At 69.4% G+C, this 18948-nt stretch carries 20 protein-coding genes; 16 read left to right on the forward strand and 4 right to left on the reverse strand.

The window, feature by feature from the left end; genetic code table 11:
* Nucleotides 1–496: 496 nt before the first annotated feature.
* On the reverse strand, nt 497–946 hold the full coding sequence (locus tag AB0M51_RS35265; RefSeq protein ID WP_363752427.1) for a hypothetical protein: 450 nt from the start codon (nt 944–946) through the stop codon (nt 497–499).
* A 313-nt stretch (nt 947–1259) separates the two neighbouring features.
* Here AB0M51_RS35265 and AB0M51_RS35270 point away from each other — a divergent pair, with 313 nt between their 5' ends.
* From AB0M51_RS35270 to AB0M51_RS35325, 12 genes are all read left to right on the forward strand, one after another.
* On the forward strand, nt 1260–1466 hold the full coding sequence (locus tag AB0M51_RS35270; RefSeq protein WP_363752430.1) for a hypothetical protein: 207 nt from the start codon (nt 1260–1262) through the stop codon (nt 1464–1466).
* 402 nt (nt 1467–1868) lie between these two features.
* Nucleotides 1869–2099, forward strand: a complete 231-nt coding sequence (locus tag AB0M51_RS35275) for a pentapeptide repeat-containing protein (RefSeq protein WP_363752433.1) — start codon at nt 1869–1871, stop codon at nt 2097–2099.
* A gap of 29 nt (nt 2100–2128) precedes the next feature.
* Nucleotides 2129–2965 (forward strand): deoxyribose-phosphate aldolase, encoded by an 837-nt coding sequence (locus tag AB0M51_RS35280; protein WP_363752436.1) that lies wholly within the window; start codon nt 2129–2131, stop codon nt 2963–2965.
* A gap of 43 nt (nt 2966–3008) precedes the next feature.
* A complete protein-coding gene (gene iolB, locus AB0M51_RS35285; protein ID WP_344198726.1) occupies nt 3009–3902 on the forward strand; it encodes a 5-deoxy-glucuronate isomerase in 894 nt (297 codons plus the stop codon).
* Nucleotides 3899–5806: a 3D-(3,5/4)-trihydroxycyclohexane-1,2-dione acylhydrolase (decyclizing) gene (iolD, locus tag AB0M51_RS35290; RefSeq protein ID WP_363752440.1), complete on the forward strand. Its 1908-nt coding sequence runs from the start codon at nt 3899–3901 to the stop codon at nt 5804–5806. Before iolB ends, iolD begins: the two co-directional genes overlap by 4 nt.
* A 264-nt stretch (nt 5807–6070) precedes the next feature.
* Nucleotides 6071–6328 carry a hypothetical protein gene (locus tag AB0M51_RS35295; protein ID WP_363752443.1) on the forward strand — a complete coding sequence of 86 codons (258 nt, stop codon included), beginning with the start codon at nt 6071–6073 and terminating at the stop codon, nt 6326–6328.
* Between the two features lie 70 nt (nt 6329–6398).
* Entirely contained in the window at nt 6399–7394 is a 996-nt protein-coding gene (locus AB0M51_RS35300; protein ID WP_363752446.1) for a sugar ABC transporter substrate-binding protein, read from the forward strand.
* A gap of 9 nt (nt 7395–7403) precedes the next feature.
* A complete protein-coding gene (locus AB0M51_RS35305; protein ID WP_344198718.1) occupies nt 7404–8450 on the forward strand; it encodes an ABC transporter permease in 1047 nt (348 codons plus the stop codon).
* On the forward strand, nt 8447–9304 hold the full coding sequence (locus tag AB0M51_RS35310) for an ATP-binding cassette domain-containing protein (protein ID WP_344198716.1): 858 nt from the start codon (nt 8447–8449) through the stop codon (nt 9302–9304). The genes AB0M51_RS35305 and AB0M51_RS35310 overlap by 4 nt, the downstream gene beginning before the upstream one ends.
* Entirely contained in the window at nt 9297–10370 is a 1074-nt protein-coding gene (locus AB0M51_RS35315) for a Gfo/Idh/MocA family oxidoreductase (RefSeq protein WP_344198714.1), read from the forward strand. The genes AB0M51_RS35310 and AB0M51_RS35315 overlap by 8 nt, the downstream gene beginning before the upstream one ends.
* Before the next feature lie 23 nt (nt 10371–10393).
* Nucleotides 10394–11896 carry a CoA-acylating methylmalonate-semialdehyde dehydrogenase gene (locus AB0M51_RS35320; RefSeq protein WP_344198712.1) on the forward strand — a complete coding sequence of 501 codons (1503 nt, stop codon included), beginning with the start codon at nt 10394–10396 and terminating at the stop codon, nt 11894–11896.
* A gap of 155 nt (nt 11897–12051) precedes the next feature.
* The gene (locus tag AB0M51_RS35325) at nt 12052–13197 is read left to right on the forward strand and encodes an aminoglycoside phosphotransferase (RefSeq protein ID WP_344198709.1); all 1146 of its coding nucleotides are present in this window, start codon (nt 12052–12054) and stop codon (nt 13195–13197) included.
* A gap of 161 nt (nt 13198–13358) precedes the next feature.
* On the opposite strand, the gene AB0M51_RS35330 is transcribed toward AB0M51_RS35325, so the two are convergent.
* Both AB0M51_RS35330 and AB0M51_RS35335 read right to left on the reverse strand, forming a co-directional pair.
* Nucleotides 13359–13772, reverse strand: a complete 414-nt coding sequence (locus AB0M51_RS35330) for a LysR substrate-binding domain-containing protein (RefSeq protein ID WP_344198706.1) — start codon at nt 13770–13772, stop codon at nt 13359–13361.
* A complete protein-coding gene (locus AB0M51_RS35335) occupies nt 13700–14062 on the reverse strand; it encodes a LysR family transcriptional regulator (protein ID WP_344198703.1) in 363 nt (120 codons plus the stop codon). Before AB0M51_RS35335 ends, AB0M51_RS35330 begins: the two co-directional genes overlap by 73 nt.
* 76 nt (nt 14063–14138) lie before the next feature.
* On the opposite strand from AB0M51_RS35335, the gene AB0M51_RS35340 reads away from it, so the two are divergent.
* Entirely contained in the window at nt 14139–14873 is a 735-nt protein-coding gene (locus tag AB0M51_RS35340; protein WP_344198701.1) for a hypothetical protein, read from the forward strand.
* On the opposite strand, the gene AB0M51_RS35345 is transcribed toward AB0M51_RS35340, so the two are convergent.
* Nucleotides 14828–15829 carry a Gfo/Idh/MocA family oxidoreductase gene (locus AB0M51_RS35345; RefSeq protein ID WP_344198699.1) on the reverse strand — a complete coding sequence of 334 codons (1002 nt, stop codon included), beginning with the start codon at nt 15827–15829 and terminating at the stop codon, nt 14828–14830. The two genes, AB0M51_RS35340 and AB0M51_RS35345, sit on opposite strands and share 46 nt — an antisense overlap.
* A 249-nt stretch (nt 15830–16078) precedes the next feature.
* Here AB0M51_RS35345 and AB0M51_RS35350 point away from each other — a divergent pair, with 249 nt between their 5' ends.
* From AB0M51_RS35350 to AB0M51_RS35360, 3 genes are all read left to right on the forward strand, one after another.
* On the forward strand, nt 16079–16822 hold the full coding sequence (locus AB0M51_RS35350; RefSeq protein WP_344198696.1) for a GntR family transcriptional regulator: 744 nt from the start codon (nt 16079–16081) through the stop codon (nt 16820–16822).
* 248 nt (nt 16823–17070) lie between these two features.
* A complete protein-coding gene (locus tag AB0M51_RS35355; RefSeq protein WP_363752455.1) occupies nt 17071–18330 on the forward strand; it encodes an ATPase, T2SS/T4P/T4SS family in 1260 nt (419 codons plus the stop codon).
* 185 nt (nt 18331–18515) lie between these two features.
* Nucleotides 18516–18878, forward strand: coding sequence for a hypothetical protein (locus AB0M51_RS35360; protein WP_363753407.1), 363 nt, complete (start codon nt 18516–18518; stop codon nt 18876–18878).
* The last annotated feature ends 70 nt before the right edge of the window (nt 18879–18948 follow it).

Here is an 18948-nt window from a genome sequence, read left to right on the forward strand (position 1 = left end):
GAGCGACCCGACTGACCCGAATCTCCGCGCGAGCGACCCGACTGACCCGAATCTCCGCGCGAGCGACCCGACTGACCCGAATCTCCGCGCGAGCGGCCCGGCTGACCCGAATCTCCGCGCGAGCGGCCCGGCTGACCCGAATCTCCGCGCGAGCGGCCCGGCTGACCCGAATCTCCGCGCGAGCGAGCCGGCTGACCCGAATCTCCGCGCGAACGACCCGACCTCCGCGAACGTCGGTGCAAGCGAGCCGACCGCCGGAGTACGCCGTACCGACGCCCCGGGACCGAACGACGCGACAGTCTTGATGAGCGCGACCCCCGACGGTCAGACAACCGTCATAGGAAACCTGAACCTGCCTGTCGACCCGCCCGCCCCGAGCCCGGCCAGTCCGGGGCAGCCGGGCCGCGACCGAGTGGATGAGGGTGAGCGCTCGTCGGATCAGAAGGCAGCGCGCGGCGAGCAGCCGGTGGGTGATGTTCCGTCGACAGCGGAGGAGTCATCGTCGGGTGGTGGCCGATCGGGTACGCCGGGCGCTCCGCTCGGGCATCAGCTGAGCGGGCAGACCGTACGCGGTCCCCAGCAAGCAACCCTGTCCACGCGCCGCCCGACCCAAGCCACGCAACCCCAGGCAGAACAGCCCCCGGTCGAACGTCAACCGCCAACCGCCAAACCCCTGCCCGAGCATCCCCAAGCCCAACAACCGCAGCTCGATCAGGCCCACGCTGAACAGGTCCACGGCGAGCAGGTCCACGCTGAGCAGGTCCGCGACGAGCGGGTTCACGCTGAGCAGGTCCATGCCGAGCAGGTCCGCGACGAGGGGGTCCACGCTGAGCAGGTCCGCGACGAGCGGGTTCACGCTGAGCAGGTCCATGCCGAGCAGGTCCGCGACGAGGGGGTCCACGCTGAGCAGGTTCAGGCTGAGCAGGTCAGCGACGAGCGGGTTCACGCCGGGCCGGCTCAGGGGGAGAGTGCTGGGGGTGAGCGGTCGGCGGTGGCCGGTGAGCGGGAGGATGCGGCGGGTTTCGAGAGCGCTGGGGTGGCAGGTGACCGTGCAGATGTGCGGGTAGCTGGCGAGCGTTCGGGTGATGGGGATGAGCGGGCGGGCGGGGTCCGTGGGGGTGTTGGAGACGGCGCAGGTGCTGCGGGTGTTGTGAATGCGCGTGGTGGCGTGCGCGAGTCCGGTGGGGGTGAGGGCGCAGCTGCTGTGGGTATGTCGGGGGTGGAGACGGGCGGTTCGTCTGCGGGCGCGGGTGTAGGCGGTGCCGGAGGAGCTGCTGCGGGTGCTGTTTCGGGGGTCGTGGGTGGAGCCGGCACAGCCGCTGCAGGTGTTGCGGGTGTTGCAGGTGCTGTGGTCGCGGGTGGCGCGGCTGCTGGTGCGGCGGTTGCGGGTGCTGGTGTGGTTGGCCGGGCTGGGATTCCCCCTGCTGGCTCGACGAACGCTGCGTCCGCGGAGGGCCAGGAACTAGGAGCTGCGGATGCTGAGTCCGCGGGCACGGAGCCTACGGTCGCGGAGGCTGCTGTCACGGAGCCTGCGGGCGTGGAGCCTGCGGTTGCGGGAGTGGTCGGGGCCGGGGCGGCGGGCGTTGAGCAGGTCGGCGTGGGGGCTCTGGAGGGTGAGTCGGAGGTTGCCGAGGCTGTTGGTGGTGAGTCGGCTGGGGTGGCCCGTGCGGGTGTCGAGGGGAGTGCGGAGCCTGCTGGAGCAGGGGTTTCGGGCGCAGAGCATGTAGGTGCGGAGGCTACGGGCGCGGCGGTAGAGCGTACGGGCGCTGCGGGGGTTGGGGGTGTGGAGACCGAAGCGGTGGGGGCCGTGGCAGCGGTGAGCACGCACCCGGCTACTGGCGACGGACCTTCGGGTGCGGAGAGCGCGGGTGCGGGGAGCTCGGGTGTCGCGAGCGCGGCTGTGGGGAGCTCGGGTGTCGCGAGCGCGGCTGTGGGGAGCTCGGATGTTGCGAGCGCGGTTGCGGGGAGTTCGGGTGTGGAGCGCGCGGCTGCTGAGGGCGCGGGTGTGGCGGGGGCGGGGGCTGGGCTTGTGGCTGCGCGTGTGGGCGGCGGGCGTGGGGACGGGTGGGTTGAGGTTGCTGGGCGGGTGGGGGAGCTGACGGAGGTTCGGGTTCGGGAGCCGGGGCGGGTGGCTGAGGGGTGGTTGCGGCGGCGGACGCGGGCGCTGGTGGGGGATGACGGCCGGCTGTTGATCGTGGCGGCGGATCATCCGGCTCGGGGGGCTCTGGGGGTCCGCGGCGAGCGGATGGCTATGGGGAGCCGGGTGGAACTGGTGGCCCGGTTGGTGGTGGCGTTGCAGCGGCCGGGGGTCGACGGCGTGCTGGCTACGCCTGATGTGCTCGAGGATTTGTTGTTGCTCGGGGCGTTGGAGGGCAAGGTCGTCATCGGGTCGATGAACCGGGGCGGACTGCAGGGGTCGGCGTTCGAGTTGGACGACCGGTTCACGGCGTACCGCAGTGCCGAGGAGATCGCGGCGCGGCGGCTCGACGGTGGGAAGATGCTGACCCGGATCGATCTCGCGGATGCGGGGACCGTGGCGACGTTGGAGAGCAGTGCCGCGGCGGTGACCGGGCTGGCCGAGCACAAGCTGATGGCGATGGTCGAACCGTTCTGGTCGACGCGTGGCGAGGACGGGCGGGTGACGAACCTGCTCGACCCGGACTCGGTGATCAGGTCGATCCAGATCGCGTCCGGTCTCGGGGCGACGAGTGCGTACACCTGGCTCAAGCTGCCGGTCGTCGACGAACTCGAGCGGGTGATGGAGGCAACGACCTTGCCGACGTTGCTGCTCGGCGGCGATCCGATCGCGGCGCCGGAGGCGACGTACGCCTCGTGGGGCAGGGCGCTCGAACTGCCGTCGGTCCGTGGACTCGTGGTGGGGCGTGCGTTGCTGTTCCCGCCGGACGGTGACGTGGCCGCGGCGGTCGACCACGCGGCGGCGCTGGTGCACGGCAACAACACATGACCGGCCCCCGGGCGCTCGGGGAATCTGGCGAAGGGCGATTGGGATGACTGAATGGGTTCGGCCGGCAGGTACTGCGGCGGATGACGGGTTCGAGGTCGCGGTGCGGCCCGGTGAGCCGGACTGGCACCACAGCGGCCTGCTGGTACGCACGCTGCGGCCCGGCCAGTCGGTGGAGATCGACACCGGCGACTGCGAGTACGTCGTCCTCCCGTTGAGCGGGTCGGCGGAGGTGATCGTGGACGGCGAGTCGGTCCCGCTCGGCGGTCGCGCGGACGTGTTCGCCGGTGCGACGGATCTCGCGTACGTACCGCGCAACTCGACCTTCGCGGTGGTCAGCGCCGGAGGTGCGCGGATCGCCTTCCCGCACGCGAAGGCGGCCGCGGACCACCCGTTCCGGCGGATCGCCGCCGATGAGGTGGAGACCGAACTGCGCGGTGCCGGTGTCGCCTCCCGGCAGGTCCGGAACTTCGGGACGCCGGGAGTGCTCGACGCGGACTCGATCATCGCCTGCGAGGTGATCACGCCCGCCGGTAACTGGTCGTCCTACCCGCCGCACAAGCACGACGAGCACCGGCCGGGGAAGGAGAGCGAGCTCGAGGAGATCTACTACTTCGAGTTGCAGCTGTCCGACGACGTACCGGAAGGTGTCAAGGGCAACGATCCGATCGGGTACCAGCGGGTGTACGGCACCGAGGAGCGCCCGATCGACGTACTCGCCGAGGTGCGCGGCGGGGACGTCGTACTGGTCCCGCACGGATGGCACGGCCCGGCGATGGCGCCGCCCGGTTACGACATGTACTACCTGAACGTGATGGCGGGCCCCGGCACCGAACGCCAGTGGCTGATCACCGACGACCCGCAGCATGCGTGGGTCCGTGAGTTGTGGAGTTCGCAACATATCGATCCTCGGCTGCCTTTTGGAGGGAAAGACTCATGACGGTGCGTCTCACGGTCGCGCAGGCGCTGGTGCGATTCCTGAGCGTTCAGTACTCGGAGCGGGACGGGATACGGCAGCGGCTGATCGCCGGGAGCCTGGGGATTTTCGGCCACGGCAACGTGGCCGGCGTCGGCCAGGCGTTGCTGCAGTCCGAGCTCGCGGACCCGAAGGCGTTGCCGTACATCCTGGCTCGCAATGAGCAGGCGATGGTGCATACGGCGGCGGCCTTCGCCCGGACCCGTGACCGGCTCCAAACCTACGCCTGCACGGCAAGCGTCGGTCCGGGGTCGACCAACATGGTGACCGGAGCGGCCCTGGCGACGATCAACCGGCTGCCCGTGCTGATCCTCCCTTCGGACGTGTTCGCGACACGGGTGGCGACACCCGTGCTGCAGGAGCTGGAGAGCTTCGGCGCCGGTGACGTCTCCGTCAACGACGCGTTCCGCCCGGTGTCGAAGTACTTCGACCGGGTCTGGCGGCCGGAGCAGTTGCCGTCGGCATTGATGAACGCGATGCGCGTGCTGACCGACCCGGTCGAGACCGGAGCGGTGACGCTGGCGCTGCCGCAGGACGTCCAGGCAGAGGCCTACAACTGGCCGGACGAGCTCTTCGCGGAGCGCACCTGGTACGTCGCACGGCCCTTGCCGGAGGCGTCAATTGTCGACAAGGCGGTAGATCTCCTTCGATCTGCGCAGCGTCCGCTGATCGTGGCCGGCGGCGGCGTGCACTACTCGGGCGCCGAGGACGCACTACGTGAGTTCGCCGAGCGGACCGGGATCCCGGTGTCGGAAACCCAAGCAGGTAAGGGATCGCTGAGCTACGATCACCCGCAGTCGGTGGGCGCGGTGGGGTCGACCGGGACCACGGCAGCCAACGCGCTGGCACGGGACGCCGACCTGGTGATCGGGATCGGCACCCGCTACAGCGACTTCACGTCGGCGTCGCGGACCGCGTTCCAGAACCCGCAGGTCAAGTTCCTGAACATCAACGTGGCGCGTTTCGACAGCACTAAGCATGCCGGCCTCCCGGTGGTGGCCGATGCGCGGGAAGCCCTTGTTTCGTTGGGATCCGCGCTCGGCGAGTGGTCTGTTGACGCCAAGTACACCTCGGAGTCCCAGGAACTCACCAGGAACTGGAACGGAACTGTTGACGCAGTTTTCCGGCCCTCCGCCGAGCGGCAGGCGGCCGAAGGGCTGCTCACCCAGGGCGAGGTGATCGGCACCGTCAACGAATTGTCGGCGGCGTCTGATGTGGTTGTCTGCGCGGCCGGGTCGATGCCCGGCGACCTCCACAAACTGTGGCGGACGCGCGATCCGAAGGGATACCACGTCGAATATGGCTACTCCTGCATGGGTTACGAGATCGCCGGCGGCCTCGGTGTCCGGCTCGGCGCGCCCGATCGCGACGTGTTCGTGCTGGTCGGCGACGGGTCGTACCTGATGATGTCCAGCGAGCTGGCCACCGCGGTCCAGGAGAACATCAAGATCATCGTGGTCCTGGTGCAGAACCACGGGTTCGCGTCGATCGGCGCGCTGTCGGAGTCGCTCGGCTCGCAGCGGTTCGGTACGGCGTACCGCAAGCGCACCGGTGACGGGCGGCTGGACGGCGACTACCTGCCGGTCGACCTGGCGGCGAACGTGCGCAGCTTCGGCGTCGACGTGATCGACGTGCACAGCCGATCCGGCCTGGAGCAGGCGATCCGGACCGCGAAGGCGGCCACCGGGCCGATCGCGATCCACGTCACCACCGATCCGTTGATCGGCGGGCCGGACAGCGACTCCTGGTGGGACGTCCCGGTCAGCGAGGTCTCGGAGCTGCAGAGCACCCAGGCCGCGGCGGCGTCGTACGAGGAGAGCAAGAAGGCGCAGCGTCCGTACCTGTCCCCGGCAGAGGGGGACAGCTGATGGTCGGCATCGGTGCGGCGCCGGACTCGTGCGGAGTCTGGTTCGCCGACGACCCGCGGCAGACGCCTTGGGAGCGGTTCCTCGACGAGGTCGTTGCCGCCGGCTACACGCGGATCGAGCTCGGCCCGTACGGATACCTCCCGACCGACCCGGTCCGGTTGATGGACGAACTGGACCGACGCGGCCTGACGATGACCGCGGGGCGACAACCTCGAGCTGATCCGGAAGTATCCGGACCGGATCGGCTACGTCCATCTCAAGCAAGTGGATCCGGCGGTCCTCGCCGAGGTGGAGGTCGAGGGCCTGAGCGTCGACGAGGCGGTACGTCGGGGCGTGTTCCGCGAGCCGCCGCACGGCGTACCGGAGCTGCCGCCGGTGCTGGAAGCGCTTGCCGGGCTGGACACCGAAGTGTTCGCGATCGTCGAGCAGGACATGTATCCGTGTGCGCCCGACGTGCCGCTGCCGATCGCGCAGCGCACGCTCGCGTATCTGAACTCACAGGTGGGTGGCGAATCGAACTGAAGGCCGCGGGAGTGTGACACTCTCGGGTCCCAAGCAACTCCGTGGAACACCCGAAAGGCGGGTAGCAGTCATGGTTCGGTGGCAGAAGAAGGCGGTGGCCGCGGTCGCGGCCGTCGCACTTGCCGCGGCGCTGGCCGCGTGCAGCTCCTCCGGCGGCAAGCAGAAGGAGCAGAGCTCCGGCAGCAGCGGCGGCAACGTCGCGGACACGCCGCGGATGAAGGTTGCCCTGATCACCCATTCGGGCCCCGGCGACACCTTCTGGGACATCGTCCGGCGCGGCGCCGAGGCGGCCGCGAAGAAGGACAACATCGAGCTGCAGTACTCCGCCGACCCGGACGGCGCGGCCCAGGCGAACCTGGTGCAGACCGCGATCGACTCCAAGGTCGACGGCATCGCGGTCACGCTGAACAAGCCCGACGCGGTGATCCCGAACGTCAAGAAGGCGATCGCGGCCGGCATCCCGGTGACGATCCTGAACGGCGGCCTCGACCAGTGGAAGACCACCGGCGCGCTCGGGTACTTCGGCCAGGACGAGCGGATCGCCGGCCAGGCGACCGGTGAGAAGCTCAAGGAGCTCGGCGCGAAGAAGGTGCTCTGTGTCATCCACGAGCAGGGCAACGTCAGCCTGGAGGCGCGCTGCCAGGGCATCAAGGACAAGTTCGGCAACGTCGAGAACGTGAACGTCAACGGCACCGACCAGCCCGGCACGCAGGCGACCCTGACCTCGAAGCTGCAGGCTGACAAGTCCGTCGACTACGTGGTCGCGCTGAACGCCGGCATCGCGCTGACCGCGGTCCAGGCGGTCAAGGACTCCGGCTCGTCGGCGAAGGTCGGCAGCTTCGACATGAGCAAGGAGATGGCCAAGGCGGTCCAGGACGGCACCGTGCAGTTCGCCGTCGACCAGCAGCCGTACCTGCAGGGCTACCTCGCGATCGACGCGATCTGGCTCTACAAGACCAACGGCAACACCATCGGCGGCGGGCAGGCGACGCTGACCGGCCCGGCGTTCATCGACAAGTCGAACATCGCGTCGGTGCTGAAGTTCGCCGAAGCCGGGACGCGCTGAGGTAGCGCCATGGCATCGACCATCACCTCACCCGCATCGGCGGACGACCGCGTCTCCGCCCGGTCTCTCGGCGCCCGGCTGCTCAGCCGGCCCGAGATCGGGTCGCTGGTCGGCGCGGCCGTGATCCTGGTGTTCTTCCTGATCGCGGCGCCGCCGTTCCGCAACATCGACAACACCGGCACGATCCTGTACCAGGCCGCGCTGATCGGGGTGATGGCGGTGCCGGTCTCGCTGCTGATGATCGGCGGCGAGTTCGACCTGTCGGCAGGGGTCGCGGTGACGACGTCCGGTCTGACCGCGGGCATCTTCTCGTACCAGTTCAGCCTGAACGTGTGGGTCGGCGTCGTCGTCGCGCTGGTGTTCTCGCTGGCGATCGGTGCGTTCAACGGCTGGCTGCTGATGCGGACCGGACTGCCCAGTTTCCTGGTGTCGCTGGGGACGTTCTTCATCCTGCAGGGCCTGAACATCGCGGTCACCCGGATCACGTCCGGCGCCGTCGCGTCGAACTCGATCAGCGACATGGACGGGTTCGGCGCGGCGAAGGCCATCTTCGCCTCGGAGTTCAAGCTCGGCGGCATCACGGTCAAGATCATCATCGTCTGGTGGATCGTGTTCGTGGCGATCGCCGCGTGGGTGCTGCTGAAGACGCAGATCGGCAACTGGATCTTCGCGGCCGGCGGTGACGCGGCGGCCGCGCGGGCGGTCGGCGTACCGGTGAAGAAGGTGAAGATCGGGCTGTTCATGGCGGTCGGGTTCTTCGCCTGGTTCACCGGGATGCAGTTGCTGTTCAACTCCAACGGCGTCGTGCAGTCCGGCGAGGGTGTCGGCAAGGAGTTCCTGTACATCATCGCCGCGGTCGTCGGCGGCTGTTTGCTGACCGGCGGCTACGGCTCGGTCGTCGGCGGCGCGGTCGGTGCGCTGATCTTCGGCATGGTCCAGCTCGGTGTGGTGTACGCCGGCTGGAACCCGGACTGGTTCAAGGCGTTCCTCGGCGTGATGTTGCTGCTGGCCACGATCGTGAACCTGGTCGTCAAGAACAGGGCGGAGGCGAGATGACCACCACGGAGTCGTTCGCGGACGAGGCGGCGGCCGGCCCGAACACACCGATCGTGCTGCTCGAGGACGTCGGCAAGAGCTACGGCAACATCAACGCGTTGCGCGGGGTGTCGCTGGCGGTCCGGCAGGGCGAGATCACCTGTGTGCTCGGTGACAACGGTGCGGGTAAGTCGACGCTGATCAAGATCATCGCCGGCCTGCACGACTACACGTCCGGCCGGATGTCGGTGAACGGCGAGGAGCGGCACTTCTCCTCGCCGCGCGAGTCGCTGGACAGCGGGATCGCGACCGTCTACCAGGACCTCGCGCTGGCGCCGCTGATGTCGGTCTGGCGGAACTTCTTCCTCGGCAACGAGATCACCAAGGGCCCGTTCCGGCAGCTCGACGCGGCGAGAATGAAACGGATCGCGCAGGACGAGCTGACCAAGATGGGGATCTCGATCCCGGATCTCGAGCAGCCGGTCGGGAAGCTGTCCGGCGGCCAGCGGCAGTGCGTCGCGATCGCGCGGGCGATCCACTTCGGTGCCAAGGTACTGATCCTCGACGAGCCGACCGCCGCGCTCGGCGTGAACCAGTCCGGCGTGGTGCTGAAGTACATCGTGAAGGCGCGCGACGCCGGGATCGGGGTCATCTTCATCACCCACAACCCTCACCACGCGTACCTGGTCGGCAACCACTTCGTCGTACTGAAGCTCGGCCGGGTGGCGCTGGACACGCACCGGTCGGAGATCACGCTGGAACAACTGACCACGGAGATGGCCGGCGGTTCCGAGCTGGAGGCCTTGAGCCACGAGCTCCGGGCGATCGATCCTGGAGTGGTCGTGGACGAGCCACAGGGGAGGGACGATGAGTGACCTGCGGGTCGGTGTCGTAGGCGTCGGTGTGATGGGCGCGGACCATGCCGAGCGCGTCGCGCGGAAGACGTCGGGCGCCCGGCTGGTCGCGGTGTCCGACGCCGACCAGGGCCGGGCCGAAACGCTCGCGGCCCGGTTGTCCGAGAGGCTTGGCGCCGAGCCCGGGAGTACGGCGCGGCACTCGGGCGGCATGGCGTACGGCGACGGAGTCCGGGTGGTGGAGGATCCGCTGGAGCTGATCGCGGCCGACGATGTCGATGCGGTGATCCTGGCATCGCCCGGATCCGCGCACGCCGAGCAGCTGTTCGCCTGCCTTGACCACGGGAAGCCGGTGCTCTGTGAGAAGCCGTTGACGATGGACGCGGCCTCGTCGCTGCAGGTGGTGGAGGCCGAACACAAGCTCGGCCGGCAGCTGATCCAGGTCGGGTTCATGCGCCGGTTCGATCCGGAGTACGCCGCCCTGAAGCAGCTGCTCGACTCGGGCGAGCTCGGGCGGACGCTGGTGCTGCACAACGTGCACCGGAACAAGACCGCCGCGCCGTCGTTCCGCAGCGAGATGATCGTCCGGGACTCGATGGTGCACGAGGTGGACGTCGCCCGCTGGCTGTTCGGCGCGGAGATCACCCGGATCACCGTGCACACCCCGAAGCCGACGAGCCTGGTCGCGGACGGCGTCCGCGATCCGCAGCTGGCCGTGTTCGAGCTGGCGAACGGCGCGATCGCCGACGTCGAGGTGTTCGTGAACTTCCAGGTCGGGTACGAGGTCCGGTGCGAGGCGGTCGCCGAGCGGGGCAGCGCGACGATCGGGCTCGGCTCCGGCGTGTTCACCCGCGCGGGCGAGCACTGGGGCGGCACGATGCCGGCCGACTTCCGGATCCGGTTCGAGCAGGCGTACGACATCGAGGTGCAGCGCTGGGTCGACGCCACCAGGCGCGGCGAGATCGACGGGCCGAGCGCCTGGGACGGGTACGCCGCGGCGGCCGTCTGCGAGGCCGGGCTCGAGTCGTTGAGCAGCGGCACACCGGTCGACGTCGCGCTCGCCGACCGCGGCAAGGTCCTCGGATGACACAGGAAAGATGAGGAAGCATCGTGAGTACTGAGAGCAAGCGCATCACCCACCTCGTCGGCGGCAGCCCGTGGACCGGGGTGTCCGAGCGGACGAGCAAGGTCTACAACCCGGCGACCGGTCAGGTCACCGGCGAGCTGGACCTCGCCTCGGCGGCAACCGTCGACGAGGTCGTCAAGGTCGCTCACGACGCCTCGAAGGGCTGGGCGCAGACCTCGCTCACGAAGCGTGCCCAGATCCTGTTCGGGTACCGCGAGCTCGTCAGCCGGAACAAGGAGCGCATCGCGGCGCTGATCACCGCCGAGCACGGCAAGGTGCTGTCCGACGCGGTCGGCGAGGTGACCCGCGGGCTCGAGGTGATCGAGTTCGCGTGCGGCATCCCGCACCTGCTCAAGGGCGGGTACAGCGAGGGCGTGTCGACCAAGGTCGACGTGTACTCGATCCGCCAGCCGCTCGGCGTCTGCGCGGTGATCTCGCCGTTCAACTTCCCGGCGATGGTGCCGATGTGGTTCGTCCCGATCGCGGTTGCCTGCGGCAACAGTGTGGTGATCAAGCCGTCCGAGAAGGACCCGTCGGCGGCGAACGCGATGGCCGAGCTGTGGAAGGAGGCCGGGCTGCCGGACGGCGTGGTGAACGTCGTGCACGGCGACAAGGAGTCCGTCGACCGGCTGCTCGAGCACCCGGACGTGAAGTCGGTGTCGTTCGTCGGGTCGACGCCGATCGCGAAGTACGTCTACGAGACCGCCACCCGGAACGGCAAGCGCGTGCAGGCGCTCGGCGGCGCGAAGAACCACATGATCGTGCTGCCGGACGCGGATCTGGACCTGGCCGCGGACGCGGCCGTGAACGCCGGCTTCGGATCGGCGGGCGAGCGCTGCATGGCGATCTCCGCGCTGGTCGCGGTCGAGCCGATCGCGGACGAGCTGATCGGCAAGATCAAGGAGCGGATGGGCGAGCTCAAGACCGGCGACGGGACCCGCGGGTGCGACATGGGCCCGCTGGTCACCGGCGAACACCGGGACAAGGTCGCCGGGTACGTCGCGGCCGGGGTCGAGTCCGGCGCGGAGCTGGTGGTCGACGGGCGCGAGGGCGACTTCGACGGCGGCGACGACGGCTTCTGGCTGGGGCCGACACTGTTCGACAAGGTCACGCCGGAGATGTCGATCTACACCGACGAGATCTTCGGGCCGGTGCTGTCGGTGCTGCGGACGCCGTCGTACGACGCGGCGCTGGAGCTGGTGAACTCGAACCCGTACGGGAACGGGACCGCGATCTTCACGAACGACGGCGGCGCGGCGCGGCGGTTCCAGAACGAGGTCGAAGTCGGGATGGTCGGGATCAACGTGCCGATCCCGGTGCCGATGGCCTACTACTCGTTCGGCGGCTGGAAGAACTCGCTGTTCGGCGACACCCATGCGCACGGGACCGAGGGCGTGCACTTCTTCACCCGCGGCAAGGTGGTGACGTCACGCTGGCTGGATCCCTCGCACGGCGGGATCAACCTGGGCTTCCCGACACACGACTGATTGACCTTCAGCGCGCTTGTTGGGTAGCGTCGAAAGGCGCGTGAGGGCGCGTCGAGACTCGCCGGAAGGCTGGAAGCCACCTCAATCCAACTATCGAGGCGGTTTGCCCACGCTCTCTTGAGGCCCGTGCGAGTCCGGGCGCGAGAGGACGCGTTGTGAGACTGCTGCCGGATCGGCCGAGTATCGAGTTCCTGCGCAAGGAAGCCAAGGATCTGCTGGCTGTGCTGCGGGAATCCAAGCCGGATACATCGCTCGCGGAGGCGCAGCGGGTGCTGGCCGGGGAGTACGGCGAACGGGACTGGCCGGCGTTGAAGGCCGAGGTCGAGCGGCGGGTTGCTGATGCGCCCGCCGCGCCGGCGGGGCTGGCTGAGGAACTGGCCGCCGCGTTCGGCCTCGGGAAGGTGACCGCACCGGCGCGACCGGTGACGTTCACCGCGATGGGACGCTGCTGGGACATCACGACGGACCACGGGCGGTGGCTTGCGGTCACCGTCTACCAGTGGATCACCAACGAGCAGGCCGAGCTAGGCGCTCGGCTGCGGGACGCGGCGGTTGCGGCGGGTCTGAGTGCACCGGTGCCTGCGCGGAGCCCGAACGGGCGGTTGATCGAGAGTGTGCGGGGCGAGAGCTGGCGGGTGCACGAGTGGCTGGAGGTCGGGCCGTCGCCGATGCTGGCCGTGTCGGCGGAGCTGGCCCGTCGTGCCGGGGCCCTGTTCGCGACGCTGCACGGACTCGCGATACCCAGCGAAGAACCGATCCATTGGTACTTGACGCGCCGCCGCTCGTACGACGAGTGGCAGGAGCTGCTCGGGCGGGCGCGTGCCGCAGACAAGCCCTGGGCTGAAAAGCTCGACGCGTTGCTGCCGACGATCTGGGAGCTGCAGGAGATCGAGCTGGAAGCTCCTGACCAGTTGGTGCTCTGCAATCGGAATCTGATTCCCACGCACGTTCGCCAGGGACGTGACGGTGAGCTCGTAGCGATGGAATGGGACTTCGCCGGGTCGTTGACGCCGGAGCTGGAGATCGGCTCGGCGTTGACGCAATGGGTGCTGCGTCCGGACCTGAACGTCAAGGCACTCCAGGCGTTCCGGGACGGTTACGGCGCTGTGCGGGCGTGGCCGCGGTTGGACATGCGGTCGTTCGCGGTGGGGATCTCGGGGTGGCTCAACTGGTCGTACAACGCCGTCTGCGAGGCGATCAACCCGGGCAGCGCCGAGCTTGCGGTCTTTGCCGAGCGGGAGGCGGTCGGCGTGCTGGACCGGCCGATGACGTGTAAAGGGCTTGAGCAGCTACTGGTTTGAGAGTGCTGCAGCCAGGGCTACGGCGGCTGTGTGGGGGAGATGGCCATGCAGGAGCTCGGTGCGGTGGACCAGGCGGGGGCTGGTGAGTGGCGCTGTGGCTACGGCTTGAGTGATTGCTGTGCGGGGGAGCACCGCCAGACCGTGGCCGGCCGCGATCAAGGTCAGGAGGGTCTGAAGGTCGGTGCCGTCGTAGGTGAAGGCGGGGCGGAGTGTGTCCGAGCCTCGGCGGCACGGAGAGCCGGGAGCGGCGCGGCGAGGTCGGGGGCGTCGATCCAGCGCGCGTCGACGAGGCCGTCGAGCGCCAAACCATCGGCCGAGCCTGCCAACGGGTGGTTGTGCGGAACGGCCACGACCAGCTCGGTGTGGCTGATCGGGGTGGTGTGAAGCTGTACGGCGTTCGAGAGGTGAAGCGGGTCCGTGGGAGCGGCCACGCCGTCGGTGAGGCCGAGGGTGAAAGTGCCGGCGGCTACGCCTTCCACGACCTGCGCACGGCCGCAGACGGTCAGGGTGATCGCGGTACCCGGATGAGTACGGCGCACCTCGCGGAGCGCGGCCGGGAGCGATGCCGCCGCCAACGGTGAGGCGGCCAGCGTGAGCGTGCCGGGCGGGACACCAACTGCCCGTCGTACGTCAGCCCGCGCGGCTTCCAGGCGGAGAGCAGCGGGCCGGCGTGTTCGAGCAGGCGCTCACCTGACGGCGTCGGTACGACGGGCCGCCGGTGGAGCAGCGGCGTACCGAGGTCGCTCTCCAACGCGGCGATGTGTTGCGAGACGGCGGACTGGGTGTACCCGAGCTGCTCGGCCGCCGCGGAGAACGAGCCGCACGAGGCGACCGCGACGAACGTCCGCAGCAGATGGGGATCCACGAGTATCAGTATCTCTGATCGACCGTGCAGAGATCATCGTTGGCGCTGATCCATGTCCAGCGCCCAGGATGAAGACATGAACGCCTACTCCGGACGCCTCGCCCTGGTCGGTGACCGCTCACCGCATGTCCGTTCGCACGCCCGGATCCCCGGCCTGCTCCGGCAACTCGAGGAGCGCGACCACCTGGACCTCGACGTCTACTGGGTCCCCACTGACCAGCCGGTCGACGGCTTCGACGGGGTCTGGCTGTTGCCGGGCAGCCCGTACAAGAGCGAGACGGGCGCGATCCGGGCAGTACGGACGGCCCGCGAGCAGGGCATCCCGTTCCTCGGGACGTGCGGCGGCTTCCAGCACGCCATGCTCGAGTACGCGCGCAACGTCTGCGGTGCGACCGGCGTACAGCACGCGGAGAGTACGCCGGACGCCGACGACCTGCTGATCGTGCCGCTCCAGTGTTCGCTCGACGGCCACGAGGGCGCCGTACAGGTGACCGCGGGCACGCGTGCGGCCGAGCTACTGGGAGTAGAGCGGTCGACGGAGCGGTACCACTGTTCTTATGGGCTCGACAGCGGCAGGCTGGACCTGCTCCGGGACAACGGCATGGTGTTCAGCGGGCACGACGACGCGGGCGAACCGCGGATCGCCGAGCTGCCCGGTCACCCGTTCTACCTGGCCACGCTCTTCCAGCCGGAGCTGGCCGGCGACGGCACGCGTCCGCACCCGTTCGTCCAGGCGTTCGCGCATGCCGTTGCCGGCCGCAACGATCAGATCGACGAGGACGGCCGCGGCGTCATCCCGGCCGCGACGTAGCACTCGTCGATGAGCTGCATCGTGGCCAGTGCGTCGTCCGCGTCCGTGAGCAGAGGAGCACCGTTGCGGATCGCCCCGGCGAAGGCCTCCAGTTGGTACGTGTACGACGTACGGGTGCCGAGGTGTTCGACCCAGGTGTCTTCGTTGGTCGTGACGATCACGCGGTCGTCGTTCTGCGGCAGGACGTAGAACGGGGCGAATGCCTCGCCACGGCTGCCGACGACCTTCAGGCTGAACTCGACGGCTTCGGCCGCCATGCTGGTCCGGACAGTTCCGGTCGCTCCGCTCGGGAACTCCAGGTCCGCGTTCAGCCATTCGTCCACGCCAGGGACCCGCTTACGCTCGCCCGCGCGTGCGTTGAGCAGCTTCGGCGCACCACCGGCGTACTGCGCGAACATCCGCTGCGCGTGCAGCGCATAGCAGCCGACGTCCATCACGGCACCGCCGGCCAGCGGCAGCGACCAGCGCGGGTCGTCGTCAGCCGGCGGGGGCATCACCATGGTCGCCTCGACCTGCTGGAGGTCGCCCAGCTCACCCTTGGCGACCAGCTCCTGCAGCCGCCGCATCACCGGGTGGTAGGCGTAGTGGAAGGCCTCCATGAACACCAGGCCGGACGAGTGCACCGCGTCCCGCACCTCCAGCGCTTCGGCGGCGTTGCTGGCCGACGGCTTCTCGGTCAGCACATGTTTGCCGGCCGCAAGTGCCCGCAGGTTCCACGGGCCGTGCAGGCCGTTGGCCAGCGGGTTGTAGATCGCTTCGATCTCGGGATCGTCGAGCAGTTCCTGGTACGACGCATGGACCCGTTCGACCCCGTGTTCGGTCGCGAACGCCGCGGCCCGGTCGGCGTCGCGTGCAGCGACCGCGACCAGCCGGGCTCCGGTCAGCTTGGCCGGCTCGACGATGGCCCGGCCGGCGATCCGGGCGGCACCGAGGATGCCGATCCGCAGCGGTTCCATGCCTTCTCCTTCGAGGGTCGGCCGGACCGGGGAGATCCGGTACGGCGGTTCGTCCAAGGGGCGCGTTCCGCCGGTAAGGGTAGTCCCCTGACCCGGCAGCGAACGCGCCATCCTGCCTGACGGGCGCGTTCGCGGGACACCGGCTGCCCGGGATCCGGACTCGGTTCACCGAACGTTCACCGCTGAGTATGTCTGATCAAATCCTCTTGGCGCCTCGACGGAATCCGGTCCAGCCCTCAGGATGAGCCCATGAGTACCGTCCAGGTCCAGGTCGATCGGAACAGCCGTACGCCGCTGCACGTGCAGCTGGCGCAGCAGCTGGAGGCGGCCATCCAGGACGGCGAGCTGCCCGTCGGCTCCCGGCTGAGCAACGAGGTCGACCTGGCGGAGGCGTACGGGCTGAGCCGCCCGACCGTGCGGCAGGCGATCGCCCGGCTGGTGGACCAGGGCCTGCTGGTCCGCAAGCGCGGCGTCGGCACCCAGGTGGTCGGCAGCTCCGGACAGGTACGCCGTTCGCTCGAGCTGACCAGTCTGTACGACGACCTGGCCGCGGCCCACCGCAAGCCGGAGACGGACGTACTGCGCTTCGGGATCTCGCCGGCAACGCCAGAGGTCGCGGCGGCGTTGCAGTGTGAACAGGACGACCGTGTACTCCGGCTGGAGCGGCTCCGGCGTGCTGACGGCGAACCACTCGCGCTGATGCGCAACTGGCTGCCGCCCGAGATCCTGGAGACAGACCCGGCCACGCTGGCCGAGCGCGGCCTCTATGAACTGTTGCGTGCCGAGGGCGTCCGGCTGAAGGTCGCGCACCAGACGATCTCGGCCATCCCCGCAACGGTCGAGCAGGCGCGCCTGCTGTCCGAGGAACCGGGCGCACCGCTCCTGGCGACGACAAGGATCACGTACGACGACCACGGGCAGCCGGTCGAGTACGGCTCCCACCTCTACCGCGCCAGCCGCTACTCGTTCGAGCACACGCTCGTACACCGCTGATCCACTCGCTGGTCGGCATCGCACCTTGCCGCGACGGATGCCGCGGGCAACAAGCTCCGCGGATTGCAACAAGCTGCAAAATTCTGGACCTGCCGTGAGCCCGTCGATACGGTGAGTGAGCCATCGGCGTGTCACGGTTATCCACAGGACGGCCGAACGCGAGTGGCGTCGGGTGCCCCGCGGTTGCAAGGATGGTCGCGAACGGTGACCGAGCGTGGTCGCCGGACGGGACTCACACGGGGAGATCGATGACAGCGGACAGGCTCGACGCGCACCGCTCCAGCTGGAACGGTGCCATTGAGCTGATCGACGCCCAGGTGCGCGACCTGGTCCGGCGCGAAGGCATCGACCCGCTCCGCGACCCGGGCGCGGTGAACACCATCGTCGCGACCGTGGTCCGGGAGTACGACGAGCGCAGCCTGACCGGCGTGGTGCCGCCGATCGGAGACCTGCAGGCGGTCAGCCGGGAGGTGCACGACCGGGTCGCGGGCTTCGGGCCGCTGCAGCGCTACCTGGACGACCCGGCGGTCGAGGAGATCTGGATCAACGAGCCGAGCCGGGTGTTCATCGCCCGCGAGGGCCGGCACGAGCTGACCACGACCGTGCTGACCGAGGAAGAGGTCGGCGATCTGGTCGAGCGGATGCTGAAGACCACCGGCCGCCGGATCGACGTCTCGCAGCCGTTCACCGACGCCCGACTCCCGGACGGCAGCCGGGTGCACATCGTGCTCGGCGGCATCACCCAGCGGTACGCCGCGATCAACATCCGCAAGTTCACCGTGCGCGCGACCCGGCTGACCGACCTGGTGCAGCTCGGCTCGCTGACGCCGCACGCGGCGGCGGTGCTGGAGGCATCGGTTGCCGCGGGCCTCAATGTGCTGGTCTCCGGCGGCACCCAGGCCGGCAAGACCACGATGCTGAACGCCCTGGCCGGTTCGATCCCGGGCAGCGAGCGGGTGATCAGCTGCGAGGAGGTCTTCGAGATCAAGCTGCCGATCCCCGACTGGGTGTCGATGCAGACCCGGCAGGCCGGGCTCGAGGGCACCGGCGAGGTGCGGCTGCGCGACCTGGTGAAGGAGTCGCTGCGGATGCGGCCGTCCCGGGTGATCGTCGGCGAGGTGCGCGGCGAGGAGTGCCTCGACCTGCTGCTCGCGCTGAACAGCGGCCTCCCCGGGATGTGCACGATCCACGCCAACTCGGCCCGTGAGGCCCTGACCAAGATGTGCACGCTGCCGTTGCTGGCCGGGGAGAACATCGGGTCCCGGTTCGTGCTGCCGACCGTGGCCGGCTGCGTCGACATCGTCGTCCACCTCGGTATCGCGGCGGACGGGCGCCGCCGGGTGCGGGAGATCGTCGCGGTGACCGGCCGGGTCGAGGAACAGGCGATCGAGACTGATCGGGCAGGAGTTGCCGGGCGATGTCGGCGTGCGGGGCGTGCCCGCGGACCGCGAGCTCGACGGGCGTCCCGCGCTTCCTCTTCTCGGCGGTGCCGAGCACCTGCGCCCTGATCCCCATCAGTCCGAAGAGGCTCGCCTGCTGCTCCAGGCCCATCCGCTCGAGCTGGCGCCGGCCCTTCTGGGCAAGCTGCTGGAGCCGCCCTACCGCTTCCCCGCGGGAGGCCGCCTCGGCCGTCTGGGCCGCGACCTGGGCCCTGTGGGCGCGCACCTGGTCGAGCTCGGCCTGCAGGTCCCGCATGACTGACTTCATTACCGACGGGTCGACGCCCGCCGCGATCGCGGACTTCATGCCGGCGGCGAGGTCGCGCTCCTTCTCGGCGACCAGGCGGTCCAGCGACTCGACCGTCTCGCCCGCGCCGGCGGGCTGCGAGCCCTGCCCCTTGAGCCACGCGGCGGCCAGCTCCTCCAGCCGCTCGGGCGAGGCGAGCACGTCGATCACCGCGTCCAGGACGACGGCCTCGGCGTCGAGCGCGCGGATGCGGGGGCAGTGGCACCTGGGGGTCAGCGTGGCCGGCGTCTTCCGCGAGTTGACGCACCAGTACTCTCGGACCCCCTCGTCCTGGCCGGCGCCCTCCCGGTCCCGCCGGAACGCGCCGTAGTACCAGGCGCCGCAGGGGCTGACCAGCACCCCGCGCGACAGCGGGTAGGTGTGGTTGGCCCTGCGCGGCC

Source organism: Kribbella sp. NPDC051137 (assembly GCF_040682535.1).
Lineage (GTDB): Bacteria > Actinomycetota > Actinomycetes > Propionibacteriales > Kribbellaceae > Kribbella > Kribbella karoonensis.

What these genes read in the sequence shown, in the direction of transcription:
- iolB (WP_344198726.1), top strand. Translation starts at nt 3,009, where the DNA reads ATGACTGAATGGGTTCGGCCGGCAGGTACTGCGGCGGATGACGGGTTC.
- iolD (WP_363752440.1), top strand. Translation starts at nt 3,899, where the DNA reads ATGACGGTGCGTCTCACGGTCGCGCAGGCGCTGGTGCGATTCCTGAGC.
- AB0M51_RS35300 (WP_363752446.1), top strand. Translation starts at nt 6,399, where the DNA reads ATGGTTCGGTGGCAGAAGAAGGCGGTGGCCGCGGTCGCGGCCGTCGCA.
- AB0M51_RS35305 (WP_344198718.1), top strand. Translation starts at nt 7,404, where the DNA reads ATGGCATCGACCATCACCTCACCCGCATCGGCGGACGACCGCGTCTCC.
- AB0M51_RS35310 (WP_344198716.1), top strand. Translation starts at nt 8,447, where the DNA reads ATGACCACCACGGAGTCGTTCGCGGACGAGGCGGCGGCCGGCCCGAAC.
- AB0M51_RS35315 (WP_344198714.1), top strand. Translation starts at nt 9,297, where the DNA reads ATGAGTGACCTGCGGGTCGGTGTCGTAGGCGTCGGTGTGATGGGCGCG.
- AB0M51_RS35340 (WP_344198701.1), top strand. Translation starts at nt 14,139, where the DNA reads ATGAACGCCTACTCCGGACGCCTCGCCCTGGTCGGTGACCGCTCACCG.
- AB0M51_RS35345 (WP_344198699.1), bottom strand. Translation starts at nt 15,829, where the DNA reads ATGGAACCGCTGCGGATCGGCATCCTCGGTGCCGCCCGGATCGCCGGC.
- AB0M51_RS35350 (WP_344198696.1), top strand. Translation starts at nt 16,079, where the DNA reads ATGAGTACCGTCCAGGTCCAGGTCGATCGGAACAGCCGTACGCCGCTG.
- AB0M51_RS35355 (WP_363752455.1), top strand. Translation starts at nt 17,071, where the DNA reads ATGACAGCGGACAGGCTCGACGCGCACCGCTCCAGCTGGAACGGTGCC.
- AB0M51_RS35360 (WP_363753407.1), top strand. Translation starts at nt 18,516, where the DNA reads ATGACTGACTTCATTACCGACGGGTCGACGCCCGCCGCGATCGCGGAC.